The sequence below is a fragment of the Micromonospora sp. GCM10011541 genome (assembly GCF_042650725.1).
Classification (GTDB): domain Bacteria; phylum Actinomycetota; class Actinomycetes; order Mycobacteriales; family Micromonosporaceae; genus Micromonospora; species Micromonospora sicca.
In genome coordinates this window covers 43,430-58,882 of the sequence record NZ_JBHSBP010000018.1, presented here as the reverse complement: position 1 = coordinate 58,882, position 15,453 = coordinate 43,430, and the positions used below count along the sequence as shown (strand labels likewise).

General features: G+C 73.0%; 19 protein-coding genes, 1 tRNA gene and 1 pseudogene. 10 read left to right on the top strand and 11 right to left on the bottom strand.

Going from position 1 to position 15,453, the window contains the following annotated elements:
* Nucleotides 1-7: 7 nt before the first annotated feature.
* Together ACFOYX_RS08830 and ACFOYX_RS08825 are read left to right on the top strand one after the other, a co-directional pair.
* Nucleotides 8-685 (top strand): GPP34 family phosphoprotein, encoded by a 678-nt coding sequence (locus ACFOYX_RS08830; RefSeq protein ID WP_322442705.1) that lies wholly within the window; start codon nucleotides 8-10, stop codon nucleotides 683-685.
* A 30-nt stretch (nucleotides 686-715) separates the two neighbouring features.
* Complete coding sequence (locus ACFOYX_RS08825; protein WP_322442706.1) at nucleotides 716-1,345, top strand: GNAT family N-acetyltransferase; 630 nt, start codon at nucleotides 716-718, stop codon at nucleotides 1,343-1,345.
* A 200-nt stretch (nucleotides 1,346-1,545) separates the two neighbouring features.
* Here ACFOYX_RS08825 and ACFOYX_RS08820 read toward each other — a convergent pair.
* Nucleotides 1,546-1,620 (bottom strand) — tRNA-Val (locus ACFOYX_RS08820).
* Nucleotides 1,621-1,672: 52 nt separating this feature from the next.
* Nucleotides 1,673-2,215 (bottom strand): TIGR02611 family protein, encoded by a 543-nt coding sequence (locus ACFOYX_RS08815; RefSeq protein ID WP_377533870.1) that lies wholly within the window; start codon nucleotides 2,213-2,215, stop codon nucleotides 1,673-1,675.
* Nucleotides 2,216-2,509: 294 nt separating this feature from the next.
* On the opposite strand from ACFOYX_RS08815, the gene ACFOYX_RS08810 reads away from it, so the two are divergent.
* Nucleotides 2,510-2,941, top strand: a complete 432-nt coding sequence (locus ACFOYX_RS08810; RefSeq protein ID WP_007457244.1) for an SsgA family sporulation/cell division regulator — start codon at nucleotides 2,510-2,512, stop codon at nucleotides 2,939-2,941.
* Between the two features lie 85 nt (nucleotides 2,942-3,026).
* Here ACFOYX_RS08810 and ACFOYX_RS08805 read toward each other — a convergent pair whose 3' ends face one another.
* Nucleotides 3,027-3,803, bottom strand: coding sequence for a glucose 1-dehydrogenase (locus tag ACFOYX_RS08805; protein WP_322442710.1), 777 nt, complete (start codon nucleotides 3,801-3,803; stop codon nucleotides 3,027-3,029).
* A gap of 157 nt (nucleotides 3,804-3,960) precedes the next feature.
* On the opposite strand from ACFOYX_RS08805, the gene ACFOYX_RS08800 reads away from it, so the two are divergent.
* Together ACFOYX_RS08800 and ACFOYX_RS08795 are read left to right on the top strand one after the other, a co-directional pair.
* Complete coding sequence (locus ACFOYX_RS08800) at nucleotides 3,961-4,875, top strand: AraC family transcriptional regulator (protein WP_322442711.1); 915 nt, start codon at nucleotides 3,961-3,963, stop codon at nucleotides 4,873-4,875.
* Nucleotides 4,876-4,882: 7 nt separating this feature from the next.
* On the top strand, nucleotides 4,883-5,338 hold the full coding sequence (locus tag ACFOYX_RS08795) for an Rrf2 family transcriptional regulator (RefSeq protein ID WP_089010393.1): 456 nt from the start codon (nucleotides 4,883-4,885) through the stop codon (nucleotides 5,336-5,338).
* An 82-nt stretch (nucleotides 5,339-5,420) separates the two neighbouring features.
* Here the strand turns inward: ACFOYX_RS08795 and ACFOYX_RS08790 are convergent, their stop codons facing one another.
* Complete coding sequence (locus tag ACFOYX_RS08790) at nucleotides 5,421-5,759, bottom strand: hypothetical protein (protein ID WP_322442712.1); 339 nt, start codon at nucleotides 5,757-5,759, stop codon at nucleotides 5,421-5,423.
* Nucleotides 5,760-5,812: 53 nt separating this feature from the next.
* Here ACFOYX_RS08790 and ACFOYX_RS08785 point away from each other — a divergent pair, with 53 nt between their 5' ends.
* Complete coding sequence (locus ACFOYX_RS08785) at nucleotides 5,813-5,977, top strand: hypothetical protein (RefSeq protein ID WP_322442713.1); 165 nt, start codon at nucleotides 5,813-5,815, stop codon at nucleotides 5,975-5,977.
* Between the two features lie 17 nt (nucleotides 5,978-5,994).
* Here ACFOYX_RS08785 and ACFOYX_RS08780 read toward each other — a convergent pair whose 3' ends face one another.
* Complete coding sequence (locus ACFOYX_RS08780) at nucleotides 5,995-7,227, bottom strand: transposase (RefSeq protein WP_322442714.1); 1,233 nt, start codon at nucleotides 7,225-7,227, stop codon at nucleotides 5,995-5,997.
* Nucleotides 7,228-7,250: 23 nt separating this feature from the next.
* Here ACFOYX_RS08780 and tnpA point away from each other — a divergent pair.
* Nucleotides 7,251-7,666, top strand: a pseudogene (gene tnpA / locus ACFOYX_RS08775) (IS200/IS605 family transposase).
* A gap of 147 nt (nucleotides 7,667-7,813) precedes the next feature.
* Here the strand turns inward: tnpA and ACFOYX_RS08770 are convergent.
* Together ACFOYX_RS08770 and ACFOYX_RS08765 are read right to left on the bottom strand one after the other, a co-directional pair.
* On the bottom strand, nucleotides 7,814-8,230 hold the full coding sequence (locus ACFOYX_RS08770) for an LLM class flavin-dependent oxidoreductase (RefSeq protein WP_322442715.1): 417 nt from the start codon (nucleotides 8,228-8,230) through the stop codon (nucleotides 7,814-7,816).
* A 515-nt stretch (nucleotides 8,231-8,745) separates the two neighbouring features.
* Entirely contained in the window at nucleotides 8,746-8,886 is a 141-nt protein-coding gene (locus ACFOYX_RS08765) for a putative leader peptide (RefSeq protein ID WP_322442716.1), read from the bottom strand.
* Nucleotides 8,887-9,069: 183 nt separating this feature from the next.
* Between ACFOYX_RS08765 and ACFOYX_RS08760 the strand changes: the two genes are divergently transcribed.
* A complete protein-coding gene (locus ACFOYX_RS08760; RefSeq protein WP_322442717.1) occupies nucleotides 9,070-9,249 on the top strand; it encodes a DUF4236 domain-containing protein in 180 nt (59 codons plus the stop codon).
* A 102-nt stretch (nucleotides 9,250-9,351) separates the two neighbouring features.
* Here the strand turns inward: ACFOYX_RS08760 and ACFOYX_RS08755 are convergent, their stop codons facing one another.
* Together ACFOYX_RS08755 and ACFOYX_RS08750 are read right to left on the bottom strand one after the other, a co-directional pair.
* Complete coding sequence (locus tag ACFOYX_RS08755; RefSeq protein WP_322442718.1) at nucleotides 9,352-10,242, bottom strand: hypothetical protein; 891 nt, start codon at nucleotides 10,240-10,242, stop codon at nucleotides 9,352-9,354.
* A 24-nt stretch (nucleotides 10,243-10,266) separates the two neighbouring features.
* Nucleotides 10,267-10,788, bottom strand: a complete 522-nt coding sequence (locus tag ACFOYX_RS08750; protein ID WP_109802278.1) for a VOC family protein — start codon at nucleotides 10,786-10,788, stop codon at nucleotides 10,267-10,269.
* Between the two features lie 50 nt (nucleotides 10,789-10,838).
* Here ACFOYX_RS08750 and ACFOYX_RS08745 point away from each other — a divergent pair, with 50 nt between their 5' ends.
* The gene (locus tag ACFOYX_RS08745) at nucleotides 10,839-11,300 is read left to right on the top strand and encodes a MarR family transcriptional regulator (protein WP_322442738.1); all 462 of its coding nucleotides are present in this window, start codon (nucleotides 10,839-10,841) and stop codon (nucleotides 11,298-11,300) included.
* Nucleotides 11,301-11,357: 57 nt separating this feature from the next.
* The gene (locus ACFOYX_RS08740) at nucleotides 11,358-12,956 is read left to right on the top strand and encodes a tetratricopeptide repeat protein (protein ID WP_322442719.1); all 1,599 of its coding nucleotides are present in this window, start codon (nucleotides 11,358-11,360) and stop codon (nucleotides 12,954-12,956) included.
* Between the two features lie 4 nt (nucleotides 12,957-12,960).
* Here the strand turns inward: ACFOYX_RS08740 and ACFOYX_RS08735 are convergent, their stop codons facing one another.
* Entirely contained in the window at nucleotides 12,961-14,712 is a 1,752-nt protein-coding gene (locus tag ACFOYX_RS08735) for an ATP-binding protein (protein ID WP_322442720.1), read from the bottom strand.
* Complete coding sequence (locus ACFOYX_RS08730; protein WP_109801828.1) at nucleotides 14,709-15,365, bottom strand: response regulator transcription factor; 657 nt, start codon at nucleotides 15,363-15,365, stop codon at nucleotides 14,709-14,711. The genes ACFOYX_RS08735 and ACFOYX_RS08730 overlap by 4 nt, the downstream gene beginning before the upstream one ends.
* Nucleotides 15,366-15,453 lie beyond the last annotated feature (88 nt).

Sequence of the window (15,453 nt, the reverse complement as noted above, 5' to 3'; positions counted from 1 at the left end):
TCAATCGATGAGCCTCCCACTCCCCCGCCTGCCGCTCCGCGACGAGCTGTACCTCCTCGGCCACAACGACGACACTGGTGAACTCCTTTTGCACCGGCAGGCCCTCGCTCTCGGCCTGGCCGGCGCGGTGCTGATCGACCTGTTCCTCGCCGGACGGATCCACCTTGGCCCGCACGACAGCGCCTGCTCTGTCACCGACCAGCCCATCCGCCTACATAGCTACGAGCCCGTCGGCGACCTGATCGCGAACGCCGCCCTCTCCTCCCTTCGACACGCCGCCCCACCACTGCGGATGTGGCTACTCGCCTTCTCCAGCGACCTTTACGAGCGGACCCGCGCCGGACTCGTAGCCGCCGGCATCCTGCGCCAGCAGAGCCGGCGACGCCTCGGCGGCCTCATCCGCGCCGACACCTACCAGGCCACCGACAGCAAGTGGCCGGTCGTCGCCCGATCCCGGCTGCGCTACCTCACCACCGGGCGGGAACAACCCGACAACCACACCGCCGCCCTCGCCGGCCTCACCGCAGTCCTCGGCCTGGCTGAACACCTCTATCTCGACCACGACACCGCCGAGGTCGCCAAGCAGCTCAAGGCAATCGCCGACCAGCACTACCGGCCCGTACGGGACATGACCACCACGGTCGACGCCACCATCGGCGACCTCGCCATCGCCGCCTACCGCTGACCCCGCATCACAACAAAGGACCTTCGCCTCGTGCACGCCCTGCCCCGTATCCGCGCCGCCCGCTGGAGCGACAAACGCGCCGTTGCCGCCCTCACCGCCGACGCCCTGCACACCGAACCGCTCGGCGTCTGGCTCGTACCCGACGAACATCAACGCAGGCGAATCCTCACCGACGTCCTGGAGATCTGGGTGGAGCACGCCCTGTTCTTCGGCGAGGTTCACGTCACCGGCGACCTCTCCGCAGCAGCGGTGAGCTTCCACCGCTACCGACCCATCCCACCACCAAACGTCTACCGACAACGCCTCCACGCCGCCACCGGGCCCGGCACCGAAGCCTTCGACATCCTCGAGGCGTACCTGCACAGCAACCGGCCCACCACACCGCACCACCACCTCGCGTTCCTCGCCGTATCGCCAGAGCACCGTCGCAAAGGGCGGGGCGGCGCGCTACTCACCCATCACCGCCAAAGAGTGGATCTCGCAGGCTTGCTCTCGATGGCGGAGGTCACTACGACCAACCGTGGTCTATACCTTCGCCACGGCTACCTCCCCCAGCCTGAAGTGATCTCGCCTGGCGGCATAAGGCTGCTCCCGTTGGTCCGACCAAGCCCATCGCTGAGCGGTATCTCAACCCCTGGCAGTCCAGAGCGGGGCGTGTGAATAGGGCGAGTGGCAGCAGCCCGCCGGCGTCCAAGACGAACAGCCAAACCACGATGGTGCGGCGCGACGGTCCTCGTCAGGGCCATGCCGCCATTCGGCCCTGGGCCGCTGCTCCCAATCTGCTCCCAAAGTAAGCCGTGTAAACCGCAAAGCCCGTTACCGGCTACTCCGGCAACGGGCTTGTGACCTGCGAATATTCATGGTGGGCGATACTGGGATCGAACCAGTGACCTCTTCGGTGTGAACGAAGCGCTCTCCCGCTGAGCTAATCGCCCTCAGCGCCGATGACTCTACCCGATCGAGAACGCAGACCAAAAACCCGGGTCGTCAGTGCGTCGCGAGGTAGTGCAGCGCCCGGGCCACCAGGTCGATCCCGAGGCTGTACTTGAGCGACAGCCACACCACCACGGCCAGGAAGACGAGGCCGACCGCGCCGAGCACGATCCGCACCGGTAGTGATCGACTGGTCGCCCATCGCGTCCAGGCATGTACATGTCGGCGGGTGAAGCCGAGCAGCCGTCGCGCCCAGTGATACTCGACCGCCCAGATGCCCAGCCCGGCGATCACCAGCAGCCAGCCGGGCCCGGGCAGCGGGATCAGGGCGATACCGACAGTGACGACGATGGCGCCCGCGATGGCGATGAAGATCTTGAGGGTGATCCGGCCGGTGGGGTTGGCCCGGATCAGCTCGAGGGTGGTGTGCACCCGCTCGCGCCAGCTGCTGCGACGCCGAGCGACGACGGGGACGCCAGGGCGGCCGGACGAGCCGCGGGAGCCGCCCTCGGAACGCTCCGTCGACACCCCGTACCCCCGCCTTTCGGCTGCTCGGGCCGCTCCTTTCGGTGGGTCGGCCGTGGTCGTCGGATCCACTGCGGGACCCCTCCTGACCATTTCCACCCCCAGTGTCGCCCGGGACCGTCACCCCTGCTGAGGACTGGACGTTACCGGAGTAAGTCGACGACTGAACCACCCGATGCCGGGCGGCACCACGGTCTGGGCGAATCGGCAAATCCTACAAGAATTTTCACATTCTCGGAGGCTTTCCGACCGTCTTCCCACCACTGGGTGAAGTCAGCGTATGGCGGAGCGTAGCCAGGAGTAGCACCTGAGTATGGGAAAAGCGGGACACGCGCGTTCCGCAGCGGTGCCGGGGGGAGAACGTCCATGAGTGTCATCCGACCGACGACCGTAGAGGTCGAGACGTCGCTAAGGCTCGTCGCGCCTGACGCCACCGCATTGCCGGTGCGTGCCAGTCTGCGTTACGACCCTGCTGACCCGTATGCGGTCCATGTCCTGTTCCACGCCGAATCCGCCGGCGGCGAGGCGGTGAGCTGGTCGTTCGCCCGCGAACTGCTGGTCACCGGGCTCGACGAGCCAGCCGGCATCGGCGACGTCCGGGTCTGGCCGTGGGCCACCCCGCGCGGCGACTTCGTCGCGCTCGCGCTGTCGTCCCCGGACGGCAACGCCCTCTTCGAGGTCCCGCGCAGCGTGCTCGTGCGCTTCCTGCGGCGGACCTACGTCGTCGTCCCGCGCGGCCGCGAGGCCGAGCACCTGGACGTCGACACGGCGGTGAACCGGCTGCTCGCCGGCCGCTGACCACGCAAACCCGGGGCCGCGCGGATCTGCCGAGTCCGCGCGGCTCCGGCCACCATTGATCGGGTACGCCGTGGGCGTGCCCGACTCAGCCGTGCGTGGTGATCCCGCCGTCGACGGGGATCACCGCTCCGGTCAGATACGCCCCGGCGCGGGACGACAGGTAGATCGCCGTGCCCGCCATGTCCTCGGGGCGGCCGATCCGGCCCAGCGGCACCTGCTGCTCGATCGCCGACCGGGCGGCCGGGTCGTCCAGCGCGAACGCCATCATCTTGCTCTCGAACGGTCCGGGCGCGATCGCGTTGACCGTGATCCGCTCGCCGGCGAGCTGGTGGGCGAGGCTGCGGGTGAGCATGTGCACGGCCGCCTTGGTGGCCGAGTACGCGTAGACCTCCATGAACGGCACCCGGAGACCGTCGATCGACCCGATGTTGATCACGCGGGCCGGGTCGTCGGCGCTGGCTGCCGCGCGCAGCGCCGGCAGCAGCGCGGTGGTGAGCCGGAAGACGGCCTTGACGTTCACCGCCCAGAGCTTGTCGAACGCGGCCTCCGGATAGTCCTCCAGCGGTGCGCCCCAGGTCGCGCCGGCGTTGTTGACCAGCACGTCGAGCCGGTCGGTACGTTCCCGCACCGCGGCGGCCAGCCCCTGCGCGCCCTCGTCGTGGCTCAGGTCCGCGGGGATCGCCTCGCAGCGGCCCTCGGCGGAGAGTTCCTTGGCCACCCGCTCGCAGACATCGGCCTTCCGCGAGGAGATGATGACCTTCGCGCCGGCCCGCACGAAGCCCCGGGCGATCATCAGCCCGATCCCCCGCGAGCCGCCGGTGACCAGGACCGTCTTGCCTTCGACCGAGAACAGATCCGTCATGCCCATCCCATCGCGAGTCGGCGGGGCCGGGGGTGGTCCGCCGACCCGGGCGCTACCGATCGGTAACCTAGTCGGCGGGCGACTGCGGCGACAAGCCCAACCCCGCAGTCGTGGCGTCGAGATGCAAGCTGGGCAGGAGACCGTTAACGTCGGGACGATGGTCACTCCCGGTCAGCTCTCCCCGGCCACCCGTACCGACCTGTCCCCCGCCGAGGGGGACGCCGACGACATCACCATCGGCGCGCTCGGCGACCTGGCGGCCGAACCCGGCTGGCGCCGCCCGGCGCTGCTCGACGCCGACCTGCTGGTCCTGGTCAGCGGCGGACACGGCAGCGCCGAACTGGACTTCCGGGCGCTGCCCTGCCGACCCGGCACCCTGCTGCGCGCCCGCCCCGGCCAGGTGCTGCGCTGCCTCGGCGCCCAGCTGGACGCGACGGTGGTCCGCTGGGGCGCCGGCACGCTGCGCGGGCTGGACGTCGACCCGGACGCCGTGCCGACGTACCGGCAGCTCGCCGGCGAGGACGAGGACGCGGTGATCGGTGAGGTCACCCAGTTGGCGGTGGACGCGGACCGGCATCGGGGGGTGCCCGCCGCCCGGGCGCTGCTGCGGCACCAGCTCGCCGTGCTGCTGCTGCGGCTCAGGCTGCTCGGCGGCGCGGAGGAGCGGCCCGCGCCGCGCCCCGAGTCGGAGACCTTCCGCCGGCTCTGCCGGGAAGTGGAACGCGGCTACCAGCACACCCGCCGGGTCGAGGACTACGCCGCGCAGCTCGGCTGCTCGGTGCGTACCCTCACCCGGGCCTGCCTGGCGGTGACCGGCCGCAGCGCCAAGCAGGTCATCGACGAGCGGGTGGCGTTGCAGGCCAGCCGGCTGCTCGCCGCCACCGACGAGCCGATCGCCCGGATCGGCCGCCGGCTCGGCTTCCCGGAGCCGACCAACTTCGGCCGGTTCTTCACCCGCGAGGTCGGGGTCAGCCCGGGCGCCTTCCGGGCCGTCCGGGAACAGCCCCTACCTGTCCGGATGGTGCGCCCGCGCCCGCCCGCCGACGCGCCGGTGCCCAACGGCCGGGCATGATGACAAGGTGCAGATCTCCGCGCGTGGCGACTACGCGGTCCGGGCGGCACTGAGCCTGGCCACCGCGTACCCCGCCCTGCTGTCCACCCAGGCCATCGCCGCCGAGCAGGACATGCCCCGCAAGTTCCTCGAGGCCGTCCTGGCCGACCTGCGCCGGGCCGGGATCGTCCGCGCCCAGCGTGGCGCCGAGGGCGGCTACACCCTGGCCCGCCCGCCCCGCGACGTCACCATCGGGCAGATCCTCCGCGCCGTCGACGGCCCGCTGGCCGGCGTGCGCGGGCTGCGCCCCGAGGAGACGCAGTACGCGGGCGCGGCGGAGAACCTCCCCCGGCTCTGGGTGGCCGTCCGCGCCGCCGTCCGCCAGGTCGTCGACGAGGTGAGCCTGGCCGAGATGGCCAGCGGGAAGCTGCCCGGACACGTCCGCAAGCTGATCGCCCGCCCCGACGCCTGGGAGCCCCGCTGACCGGCCCCCAGAGCTGATTCGTTTACGACATCAGCTTCACAGCGACCGCACCGGCGCCCCGCCCGCCGGCGCCGGCCCACCGTCACAGCGTCGAGACCACCTCGGGGTAGTCCAGCCGGGGCAGCCGCTCCCGCCAGGCGCCCACGGCGGGCCGCCCGATGTTCATCAGCAGCAGCACCCGGTGCCGCCCGTCCGGGAAGAACTCGCGCTCCACACCCGAGGCGTCGAAGCCGGCCATCGGCCCGGCCGCCAGCCCGGCGGCCCGCACCCCGACCAGGAAGTAGCCGATCTGCAGCGCGGCGTTGAACCGGGCCTGCGCCTCCCGGCCCGCCGGGTCGTCGGCGAACCAGTCCCGAGCGCCCGGCCGGTGCGGGAACAGCTCCGGCAGCCGCTCGTGCCAGTCGACGTCCGCGGCGAACACCGCCACCAGCGGGGCTGGGCGTTCAGCGCGGTCGGGCCGTACCGGACCAGGTCGTGGATCGCCCGGACCTGCGCGTCGTCGACCGGCTCGTCGGTGAACGCGTTGGCCGTGCGGGCCGCCCGGAACAACAGGTCCTGGGCGGCCCGGTCGAGGGCCAGCAGGTCCTCGGCCGCCGCGGTCACCACGGCGACGGCCACGGCCCGAACGTGGTGGTTTGACGTTCTCTGCGCCCTGACTAAAGGGCGTAGATTCCCTCCACGCTGCGTGTGGAATACGCGGCGTTCGGGTGGATTCCTGCTTCTCGGCGCGGTGCCGGTACGAATGCCGGTCTTACCTGCGCTCCACAGGCGTTTAGCCTCTCGGCGCGTCCCGCCGCGAGCACGTTGATGGCCGCGTTGACGTCCCGGTCGTGAACCGCCCCACAGGGGCAGGTCCACGACCGAACGCTGAGCGGCAGTTTGGCGTTGATCCGCCCGCAATCAGCGCACATTCGGGTCGAGGGGAAGAACCGATCGACTCGACCGAAAGTCCGCCCGTACCGGGCGGCCTTGTACTCCAGCATCGCCGTGAACGACGCCCACCCGGCATCGTGCACGGACTTGGCCAGCCGGGTCCGGCTGAGACCGACGACGCACAAGTCCTCGACGTACACCGCTTGGTTGTCGCGGATGATCTCTGTCGAGAGCTTGTGCTGCCAGTCCCGCCGGGTGTCGGCCACCCGAGCGTGCGCCTTGGCGACCTTGACGACTGCCTTGGCGCGGTTGCTGCTGCCCCGCTGCTTGCGGGACAGGTCCCGCTGCAACCGCTTGAGCTTGCGGGCCGCCCGGCGCAGTAACCTCGGGGCCGTGATCTTCGTGCCGTCGGAAAGGACGGCGAAGTGGGTCAGGCCCAGGTCGATGCCCACCTCGGAGGCGACCGGCGGCAACGGCTCATCGGAGGTGGTCACAACGAACGAGGCGAAGTACCGGCCCGCCGCATCCTTGATCACCGTCACCGAGCTGGGCTCGGCCGGCAAGGTCCGGGACCAGCGCACCGGCACGTCCCCGATCTTCGGCAGGCGGAGCCGGCCGTTGGTCAGCACCGCGAACCGGGCGTTCCTGGTGAACCGGATGGTCTGCCGGTTGTCCTTACGCGACCGGAACCGCGGCGGGGCGACCTTGCGCCCCTTGCGCTTGCCCGACAGCGAGGCGAAGAAGTGGCGATACGCGGTGTTGAGATCCGCGAGGGCCTGCTGGAGCACCACCGACGACACCTCGCCCAGCCACACCCGCTCCGGCGTCTGCTTGGCCCGGGTGATGACCTGCTTCGACAGGTCCCCGTCGCAAACGTACGGCTCGCCCGCCTCGTGGGCCTGCTGACGTGCGCGCAACCCGTCGTTGAACACCACCCGCGCGCACCCGAACGCCCGCGCCAGCGCTTCCCGCTGGGCAGGCGTCGGGTAGACGCGGTAGTGGTACCGAAGCTGCACATCGGACAGTCTGGCAGCCGCCTATGACAGACATCGGCCGCGTCCGCACCGGCAGGCACTGCGTTTTCGTCCTACACGCCCATTTGGCTTTCGTGACGAAATGACGGCACAGGGTGTTCGCGGACCGGCATCTGACCCGGCTGGAAGAGATCATGCGCGCGGTGAGCGCCGACTTCGAGTGGGAGCTGGTCGAGTTCACCGGCGATGGCGAGCACGTGCACCTGCTGGTCAACTTCCCACCCAAGGTCGCCCTGTCAAAGCTGGTCAACAGCCTCAAGGGCGTGTCCTCGCGCCGGATGCGCCACGAGTTCCCCGACCTGGTCCGCCACTACTACCGGGCCAACCGGCTCTGGTCGGGCTCGTACTTCGCCGGGTCCTACGCGGCGCACCGCTGACCGTCCTGCGCCAGTACATCGAACAGCAGAACCAGCCGGGCTAGAACACGCTCGAGCCTTGACGGCCCGTCCAGCGGCAGACCGGCGAGGTCGAGACGGGTCATCCCGGAGAGGGGCGAGGGCGTGCTCGGGCACGATCAGCGCCTCCAGTTCGTCGGCGAGGGCTTGGGCCTCCGCCTCCGTACCCCCGATCATCGCTGCGATACCCGGCAGCACCTTGCCCAGGTCCGGATCACGGCCGGCTGCGGCGATCCCGCTTGAGCGCGGCGTAACGCCTGACCGTCGGCGAGGGTCTGCTGGGCGGCGAAGACGGCCTCGGCGTAGCGGGCGGCGAACGCGATGCCGTCGGCGGACGAGCCGGCCTGCGCCAGCACCGGTCGGCCCTGTGGCGGCCGGGGCGTGTTCAGCGGGCCGCGGACCTCGAAGGTCTCCCCGGTGTGGGCGGCCCCGTGCACCCGGTCGGTGTCGGCGAAGATCCCGGCGGCGGGGTCCAGGACAAGGGCGTGGTCCTCCCAGCTGTACCAGAGCTTGATCGCCACATGGACGAACTCGGCGGCCCGCCGATACCGGCCGGCGCGGGCGGGTGATCGTCCGGGTTGAAGTTCCACGCCTCCCGGGACTGGGCGGAGGTGACGATGTTCCAGCCGGCCCGGCCGCCGCTGAGGTGGTCCAGCGAGGCGAACTTGCGGGCGGTATTGAACGGCTCGTTGTAGGTGGTGGAGACGTCGGGACCAGGCCGATGTGCTCGGTGACGGTGGCCAGCGCGGCGAGCAGGGTGAGCGGTTCGAGGACAGCCTGGATGTTGTGCCGGACGGCCGGCCCGACGGCGAGCGAGTCGGCGAGGAACACCGAGTCGAGGGCGGCCCGCTCGGCGATCCGGGCCAGCTCTTGGAAGTGCCGGACGTCGCCGACCCGGCGCGGGTCGGTGCGCGGGTGCGGCCAGCCGCCTCGTGGTGGCCGACGCCTATCAGGAGCGCCTTGAGGTGCAGGGTTCGGGACATCGGCTTTCCTCTCAGGCGGTGACGTCGACGCGACGCGCCGCGCCGGGCGGTGCGCCGGCGGCGGGAGCGGACGGGCGGAGAGGGTGCGAGGACGGGGAGCCGAGCCGGTGGAACCGGTCAGCTCAACAGAGCGCGCTCGCGTGCCGGACCAGGTCGACGTGCACGCGAGCGGTGAGGAGAAGCTCGTCCCGCTGCGACATGACCTCATGCTGCCGGGCGCTCGCCGGCCCGGTCAACGCCCTTCCACAGAGTGGGATGCGCATCGCGTGCTTTATTACAACCCGTCTCCACCAGTATTTATCACCCATCAACACCTACCCGTTGACTAGAGATTCTGGCGGGCGTCGGGGGCACCGTCCAGTGCGGATCCGACGGGGTTTCGCGACACGCGGTTTCGGGCATGTTCGATGCCGCAGAGGCACGGAGACGACGAGAGGAGCCCCGTGATGGGCATTCAGTTCCGCAAGCGTCAGAAGTACGGGCCGCTGGTGCTCAACTTCACCGAGAACGGCTTCTCCTCCTGGAGCATCAAGATCGGCCGCTGGTCCTGGAACTCGAAGTCCCGCGCCCACCGCGTGGACCTGCCGGGGCCGCTCTCCTGGAAGCAGGACAAGTCCCGGGCGTGACGTCCCGAGGTCGAGCGGGGTGCCGGTGGCTCACCGGCACCCCGCCCGGCGTCCAGCAGGTGTTCGGCATCGGTGGGATCACCACCGGCGCATTCATCGCGGTCAAACAGTGGACCCGGCGGCGCTGACCAGCACCTCGCCGCCGAGCCGGCCGTGCTCCGGGTCGCGGGTCACCGCGCCCGAGGCGAGCAGCGAGGTCAATGCCCGGTTCGCGTCGGCGGCCCGGTACACCGTCGAGGTCAGCGTGAAGCGGCGCAGCTCGGTCACCGTACGCGGGCCGGAGCGGGCCAGCTCGCCCAGCAGCTCGCGGCGCAGCGGGCCGGGCTCCGGGTCGAGGGTGATGTCCAGCAGCCGTCCGGCCGGGTCGGCGGGGTCGCGGTAGCGCACTCCGGCGTACTCGTCGACCGCCCAGAGTGCGTCCTTCACCGCCTCCAGGCTGCGGTCGGAGCCGGTCGCGTAGGCGAACAGCCGGGCCGGGGCGTCGTCGGCGGGAACGAGGTCGACCTCGGTGACCAGCGGGAAGCCGGCCGCCGTCAGCGCCGGCCGCGGCGAACGGCCGACGTCGGTGACCAGCAGCAGTTCGGCCGGGCGGCCGGAGGCCGCGGCGGCCAGCAGGGCCGGCGTCGGCTCGGCCCCGTCGACGACGGTGAGCAGCGGCGCGCCGGCCGCGCCGGCGGCCTTCAGCACCACCGGCAGCCGGTCCGGGTGCCCGGGCACCACGTGCACCGCGACGTCCGCGGGCAGGGTCGCCTCCACCGGGCCGAGCCGGGCCGGCAGGTCGGGGTCGTCGGCGACCACCAGCACGGTCAGCCGCCGGCCGCGCAGCCGGTCGGCGAACTCGGCCACGACTCCCAGGGCCGCGTCCGCGCCGCCGGCGTCGCCGCCGGCGTACGCGAGGGCGAGGGTGGCCCGCCGGGAGCGGTGCAGCGCCCCCGGGAGCCAGTGGTCGAGCTGCCGGACGAGCAGTTCGCGCAGGACGGCTTCGGTGGACATCCTGCCGTTCTACCGCACGGCGGTTCAGGCCGGAATGGAGATACCCACCCCGCCGCGGGTTTGGCCGCCGTAGCGCTGTCGCTCCTTGTCGATGTCGAGCCGGCCGATCCGCTTGCGGGCGGCGAGGGCGTCGTCGTCGAGCAGGTCGGCGGGGATGATCCAGACGATCTCGAACTCCAGGCCGTCCGGGTCCTGCCCGTAGAGGCTCTTGGTGGTGCCGTGGTCGGAGGTGCCGACCAGGGCGCCGGCGGCGGCCAAGCGCTCGGCGGTGGCGGCCAGCTCGTCCAGGGTGTCCAGCTCCCAGGCGAGGTGGTAGAGGCCGACGGTGGCCCGGCCGGCCTGCGAGCGGCCGGCCGCCGCGCCGATCTCGAAGAGGCCGAGGTCGTGGTCGTTGGTGGAGTCGGGCGCCTGGAGGAAGGCCGCGCCGCGGAATCCGTCCGGGGTCATCGCCACCGGACGGAAGCCCAGCACGTCGCGGTAGAAGGCGACGCTGCGCTCGAGGTTGCTGACGTAGAGGACGGCGTGGTTGAGCCGGTGGATTCCCATGGCCACCACGGTAACGCGGTTTAGTTGAGCGTTCAACCAGTGCGGCTATGATGGGCGTCATGACCCGGTGGCTGGACCCCGACGAGCAGCGCACCTGGCGGGCGTTCCTGACCGCCTCCCGGGCGCTGATGGACACCCTCGACCGCGAGCTGCAACGCGACGCGGGCATGCCGCACGCGTACTACGAGATCCTGGTCCGGCTCTCCGAGGCGCCGGACCGGCGGCTGCGGATGAGCGACCTCGCCGAGGCCACCGGCTCCTCCCGCAGCCGCCTCTCGCACGCCGCCGCCCGCCTCGAAGCGGCCGGCTGGATCCGCCGCGAGGAGTGCCCGACCGACCGGCGCGGGCAGCTCGCCGTCCTCACCGACACCGGCTTCGCCGCCCTGGCCGCCGCCGCCCCCGGCCACGTCGAGGGCGTACGCCGGCACCTGTTCGACGCGTTGAGCCCGGCCCAGGTCGACCAGCTCCGGCGGATCAGCGAGACCCTGGCCGACCACCTGACCGGTTCCTGACCGATTCGATCACCTCCGGGGGTTGTACTTACCGTCGCCGGGCGGCCACGATGGGGCGTGTCCTCCGGCTTCGGTGAACTGACCGTCCAGGCGCACCACCTGGTGTCCGCGGGCGACCTGGCCGGTGCCCAACGACTGCTCGCCGACGCGCTGACCGACGCCGATCCCCGCCCGGCCAACGCCTCCCCCGAGCTGGCCGACGCCGCCGGGCTCCAGGCCCGGGTGCTGGTCGCGCTCGGCGAACCGCACTCGGCCCGCGGCTGGGCCGCCTTCGCGTACGCGGCGGCCACCCGCCTCTACGGCCGCGCCGACGAACGGACGATCACCGCCGCCGCCACCCTGGCCGCCGTGCTGCACCGGGTCGGCAGCGACGCCCGGGCCGCCCGGCTCTACTCCGACGTCATCATCGAGCTGACCGCCCGCGACGGGCCCGAGTCGATGCGGGTGCTGGCCGCCCACGCCGACCTGGCCACCGTCGAGTACGCCCGCGGCCAGTGCGAGGTCGCCCGGGACCGGCTCCAGGACGCCTGGGAGCTGCACCGCGAGGTGTACGGCGACGGCCACCCCAGCGGGATCAAGATGCTGGCCAAGCTCGGCGCGATGGAACGCGACTGCGGCCGGTACACCGCCTCGCACGAGCACCTGACGCTCGCCGAGGAACTGTGCCGGGCGTACCTGCCGGCCGACGACCCGCTCGCCGCGCAGGTGGCCGCCCTCTCCGGGGCCGCCGCCGACCCGGACCACGTCTGCGCCGACCCGGAGCCGCCCGCCCGCCCGGCACCCGTGGCGCCCGCCGCCCGGGAGACGCCCGTCGTACCGGCCGCCCGGATGCCGCCGGCGGCCGAGGGACCACCCGAGCCACCACCGCACCACCCGCCCGAGCAGCCGCTGTATCACCCGCCGGACCGGGCGGCCCCGCACCCGACCGTGCCCACGCCACGGCTCCCACCCGAGGCCCGCGACGAGCCGTTCGGCGAGCCGACCGCCGACGACGCCTGGTGGCCGCCGGAGGAGCACCTCGATGACCTGTACCGCGCCGGGGAGAAGAGCGCGCTGCCCCCGACGGTGGTCGGCCTCACCGACGAAGAGCCGGACGGCGTACGCCGGGTCCCGCGGGCCGCCGAGCCGGAACCGCCGTCGCGGCACCTGCCGGTGCACGTGCCCCGGCCGTCCGAGGCCGAGCCGCGCGCCAACCGGTGGCTGCCGCTGGCCGCGGCCGGCGTGGTCGTGGTGCTGCTCGGGGCCGGGGCGGTGATCGCCGGAGTGTCCCGGGTGGACCGAGGACGGGACACCCCACCGTCCCCGCCGGCCACCACCGGCGCGCCGGCCAGCGGTTCACCCGCCCCGACCACCGGTACGCCCCGCGCCGCGCCACCCGCCTCCCCCGGCACCCCGCCCGGCGCGGTACGGCTGACCGACCGGCGGGACAGCATCGCGCTGCGCTGGACGTACCCGGCGGGCGCCGAGGGGCCGGTGGTCATCGCCGGTGGCCGCGCCGGCGAGGGGCAGCACACCTTCGAGCAACTGCCCGCCGGCACCGACAGCTACATCGCCTACGGCCTCAGCCGGACCACCGACTACTGCTTCACCGTCGCGCTGGTCTGGTCCACGGACACGGTGGCCCGGGCCGAGCCGGTCTGCACCCGCCGCGGCTGACCGCTCAGCCCGCGTCCGGCTCGACCAGCGCCGGCAGCCGGACGCTCACCCGCAGGCCGGGTCCGCCGCCGGACGCGGACTCCGCAGTGGCGGCCGGCATCGGCGCGGACGATCCGGCCCGCGCGTCGGCGTCGGCGAGTTCGACAGTGCCGCCGGCCCGCCGGACCAGCTCGCGGACGATGGCCAGCCCCAGGCCGGCGCCCCCGTCGTCGCGCGCCCGGGCGTCGTCGAGTCGGGTGAACCGGTCGAACACCCGCTCCCGGTCGGCCGCCGGGATGCCCGGCCCGTCGTCGGTCACGGTCACCAGGTGGTACGCCCCCGGGCCCGCCGCCGTCCGCTGCCCGGGGGCAGCGGCTCTCCGGCCGGCGGGCGGCTCGGGCCGGGCGGGCGTCCCGGGTCGGGCGGGCGCCACCGCCTCGGCTGGCGCCACCGCGCCGGCGGGCGCCAACCGGCCGTCGGGCAGGACCCGGCCGTCGGGCAGGACTCGGCCGGTGGGCGAGACCCGGCCGGCAGGAAGCGTCGGGTCGGCGGGGACGACCGGGACGGCAGGCGTCACCCGGCCGACCGGCGCGACGGGGCCGGCCGACGGGACCGGGACGGCGGCGGGATGCGGGCCGGTGACGGTCAACGTGACCCGGGAGCGGGCGTGCCGGACGGCGTTCTCCACCAGGTTGACGACGATCCGCCGCAGCTCGTCCGGCTCCCCCTCGGTCCACAGCGGCGCGGTCGGCGGCACCAGCTCCACCAGCGGGGACGGGTGCCGAGCGGCAACCGCGCGCAGCAGCTCCCCCAGCTCCACCGGACCGACCGTCTGGCGCACCGGGTCGTCCCCCCTGCTCGACGCCTCGTCCAGCCGGGCCAGCAGCAGCAGGTCGTCGACGAGCCGGGCCAGCCGCTCGGTGTCGGCGAGCAGGCTCTCCGCCACCGCCGGCCAGTCCGTCCGGTCCGCCAGCCGCCGGGCCACCTCCAGCTCCGTACGCATGGTGGTCAGCGGGCTGCGCAGCTCGTGCGCGGCGTCGGCGACGAACGCCCGCTGCCGGTCCCGGGCCGACTCCAGCCGGTCCAGCATGTCGTTGAGGGTGACCGCCAACCGGTGGATCTCGTCCCGGCCCTCCGGTACGGGCAGCCGGCCCGGCCCGGCCCGCCCGGTGATCTCGGCCGCGCCGCTGCGCAGCGCCTCCACCGGGCGCAGCGTCGCGCCGACCACCCGCCAGGCGACCACGGCCAACCCGGCCACCAGCAGCGGGAAGCCGACCAGCAGCAGGGTGCGTACGACGTCCAGGCTGTGCCGCACGTCCGCCATCGACTTGCCGACCACCACGGTGAGCGGTTCCCCCGGGCCGCCGGCCGGCACGGTCACCACCCGGACCGGGCCGGCGAGGCCGAGCCGCTGCCCGCCGACCACCAGCCGCTGCCGGGTACCCGGTTCGAGCTGGTCCGGTCGGAGCATCGGGATGAGCCGGTCGGCGTCGATCGAGGCGGCGCGGACCCGGCCCTGGGCGTCGAGCACCTGCACCCGGAGCTGACCGCCGGCCACCGGCAGCGGGTCGGGCAGGACGTCCTCCTCCGCGAGCAGCGCGACCGCGTCCGCCGTCCGCAGCGCCTCCGCGTCGACCGTGCGCTGCAGCGTCCAGCCGAGCGCGCCGAGCAGCAGCGCCCCGCCCAGCGCCAGACCCGCGGTCAGCCCGAGCACCCCGATCGCGATCAGCCGCACCCGCAGGCCGAGACCGGACAGCAGCCGGTGCGGGCGGCTCATGTGGCGAGCCGGTAGCCGGCGCCCCGGACCGTCTCCAGGCGCTCCCGGCCGATCTTGCGGCGCAGGTAGCCGACGTAGACCTCGACGGCGTTCGGCGCGGTCTCCAGGCTGGCGTCCCAGACGTGGTCGAGCAGCTCGGTCTTGGAGACCACCTCGCCGGGACGGCGCATCAGGTAGTCGAGCAGCGCGTACTCGCGGGTGGTCAGGGCGACCTCGGCGTCGGCCCGGGTCACCCGGCGCCGCGCCGGGTCCAGTCGCAGGTCGCCCACCGCCAGCACGGCGGGACGTTCCGGCGCGCCCCGGCGCAGCAGCGCCCGGAGCCGGGCCAGCAGGACCACGTACGAGAAGGGCTTGGTCAGGTAGTCGTCGGCGCCGCAGTCCAGCCCGTCGGCCTGGTCGTACTCGCCGTCCTTGGCCGACAGCATCAGCACCGGCAGCCAGCGCTCCTCGGCCCGCAGCCGGCGGACCACCTCGTACCCGGAGAGGCCGGGCAGCATCACGTCCAGGATCATCGCGTCGTAGTCGCCGTGCCGGGCGGCGTCCAGGCCGGCGGGGCCGGTGGGTGCCACGTCCACCGCGAAGCCCTCCGCCTGCAGGCCCCGCTGCAACGCGGCCGCCAGCCGCGACTCGTCCTCCACCACCAGCAACCGCACGCCCCCAAGAGTGCCACCCGGATGACACCCGTACGGGTTGTCCTCAGCACGCTCACAGCCACCGGGGTGCAGCATGGCAGTCAGGAGG

What these genes read in the sequence shown, in the direction of transcription:
- ACFOYX_RS08745 (WP_322442738.1), top strand. Translation starts at nt 10,839, where the DNA reads ATGGGCGTCATGACCCGGTGGCTGGACCCCGACGAGCAGCGCACCTGG.
- ACFOYX_RS08735 (WP_322442720.1), bottom strand. Translation starts at nt 14,712, where the DNA reads ATGAGCCGCCCGCACCGGCTGCTGTCCGGTCTCGGCCTGCGGGTGCGG.
- ACFOYX_RS08810 (WP_007457244.1), top strand. Translation starts at nt 2,510, where the DNA reads ATGAGTGTCATCCGACCGACGACCGTAGAGGTCGAGACGTCGCTAAGG.
- ACFOYX_RS08765 (WP_322442716.1), bottom strand. Translation starts at nt 8,886, where the DNA reads ATGCGCATCCCACTCTGTGGAAGGGCGTTGACCGGGCCGGCGAGCGCC.
- ACFOYX_RS08805 (WP_322442710.1), bottom strand. Translation starts at nt 3,803, where the DNA reads ATGACGGATCTGTTCTCGGTCGAAGGCAAGACGGTCCTGGTCACCGGC.
- ACFOYX_RS08760 (WP_322442717.1), top strand. Translation starts at nt 9,070, where the DNA reads ATGGGCATTCAGTTCCGCAAGCGTCAGAAGTACGGGCCGCTGGTGCTC.
- ACFOYX_RS08800 (WP_322442711.1), top strand. Translation starts at nt 3,961, where the DNA reads ATGGTCACTCCCGGTCAGCTCTCCCCGGCCACCCGTACCGACCTGTCC.
- ACFOYX_RS08755 (WP_322442718.1), bottom strand. Translation starts at nt 10,242, where the DNA reads ATGTCCACCGAAGCCGTCCTGCGCGAACTGCTCGTCCGGCAGCTCGAC.
- ACFOYX_RS08830 (WP_322442705.1), top strand. Translation starts at nt 8, where the DNA reads ATGAGCCTCCCACTCCCCCGCCTGCCGCTCCGCGACGAGCTGTACCTC.
- ACFOYX_RS08750 (WP_109802278.1), bottom strand. Translation starts at nt 10,788, where the DNA reads ATGGGAATCCACCGGCTCAACCACGCCGTCCTCTACGTCAGCAACCTC.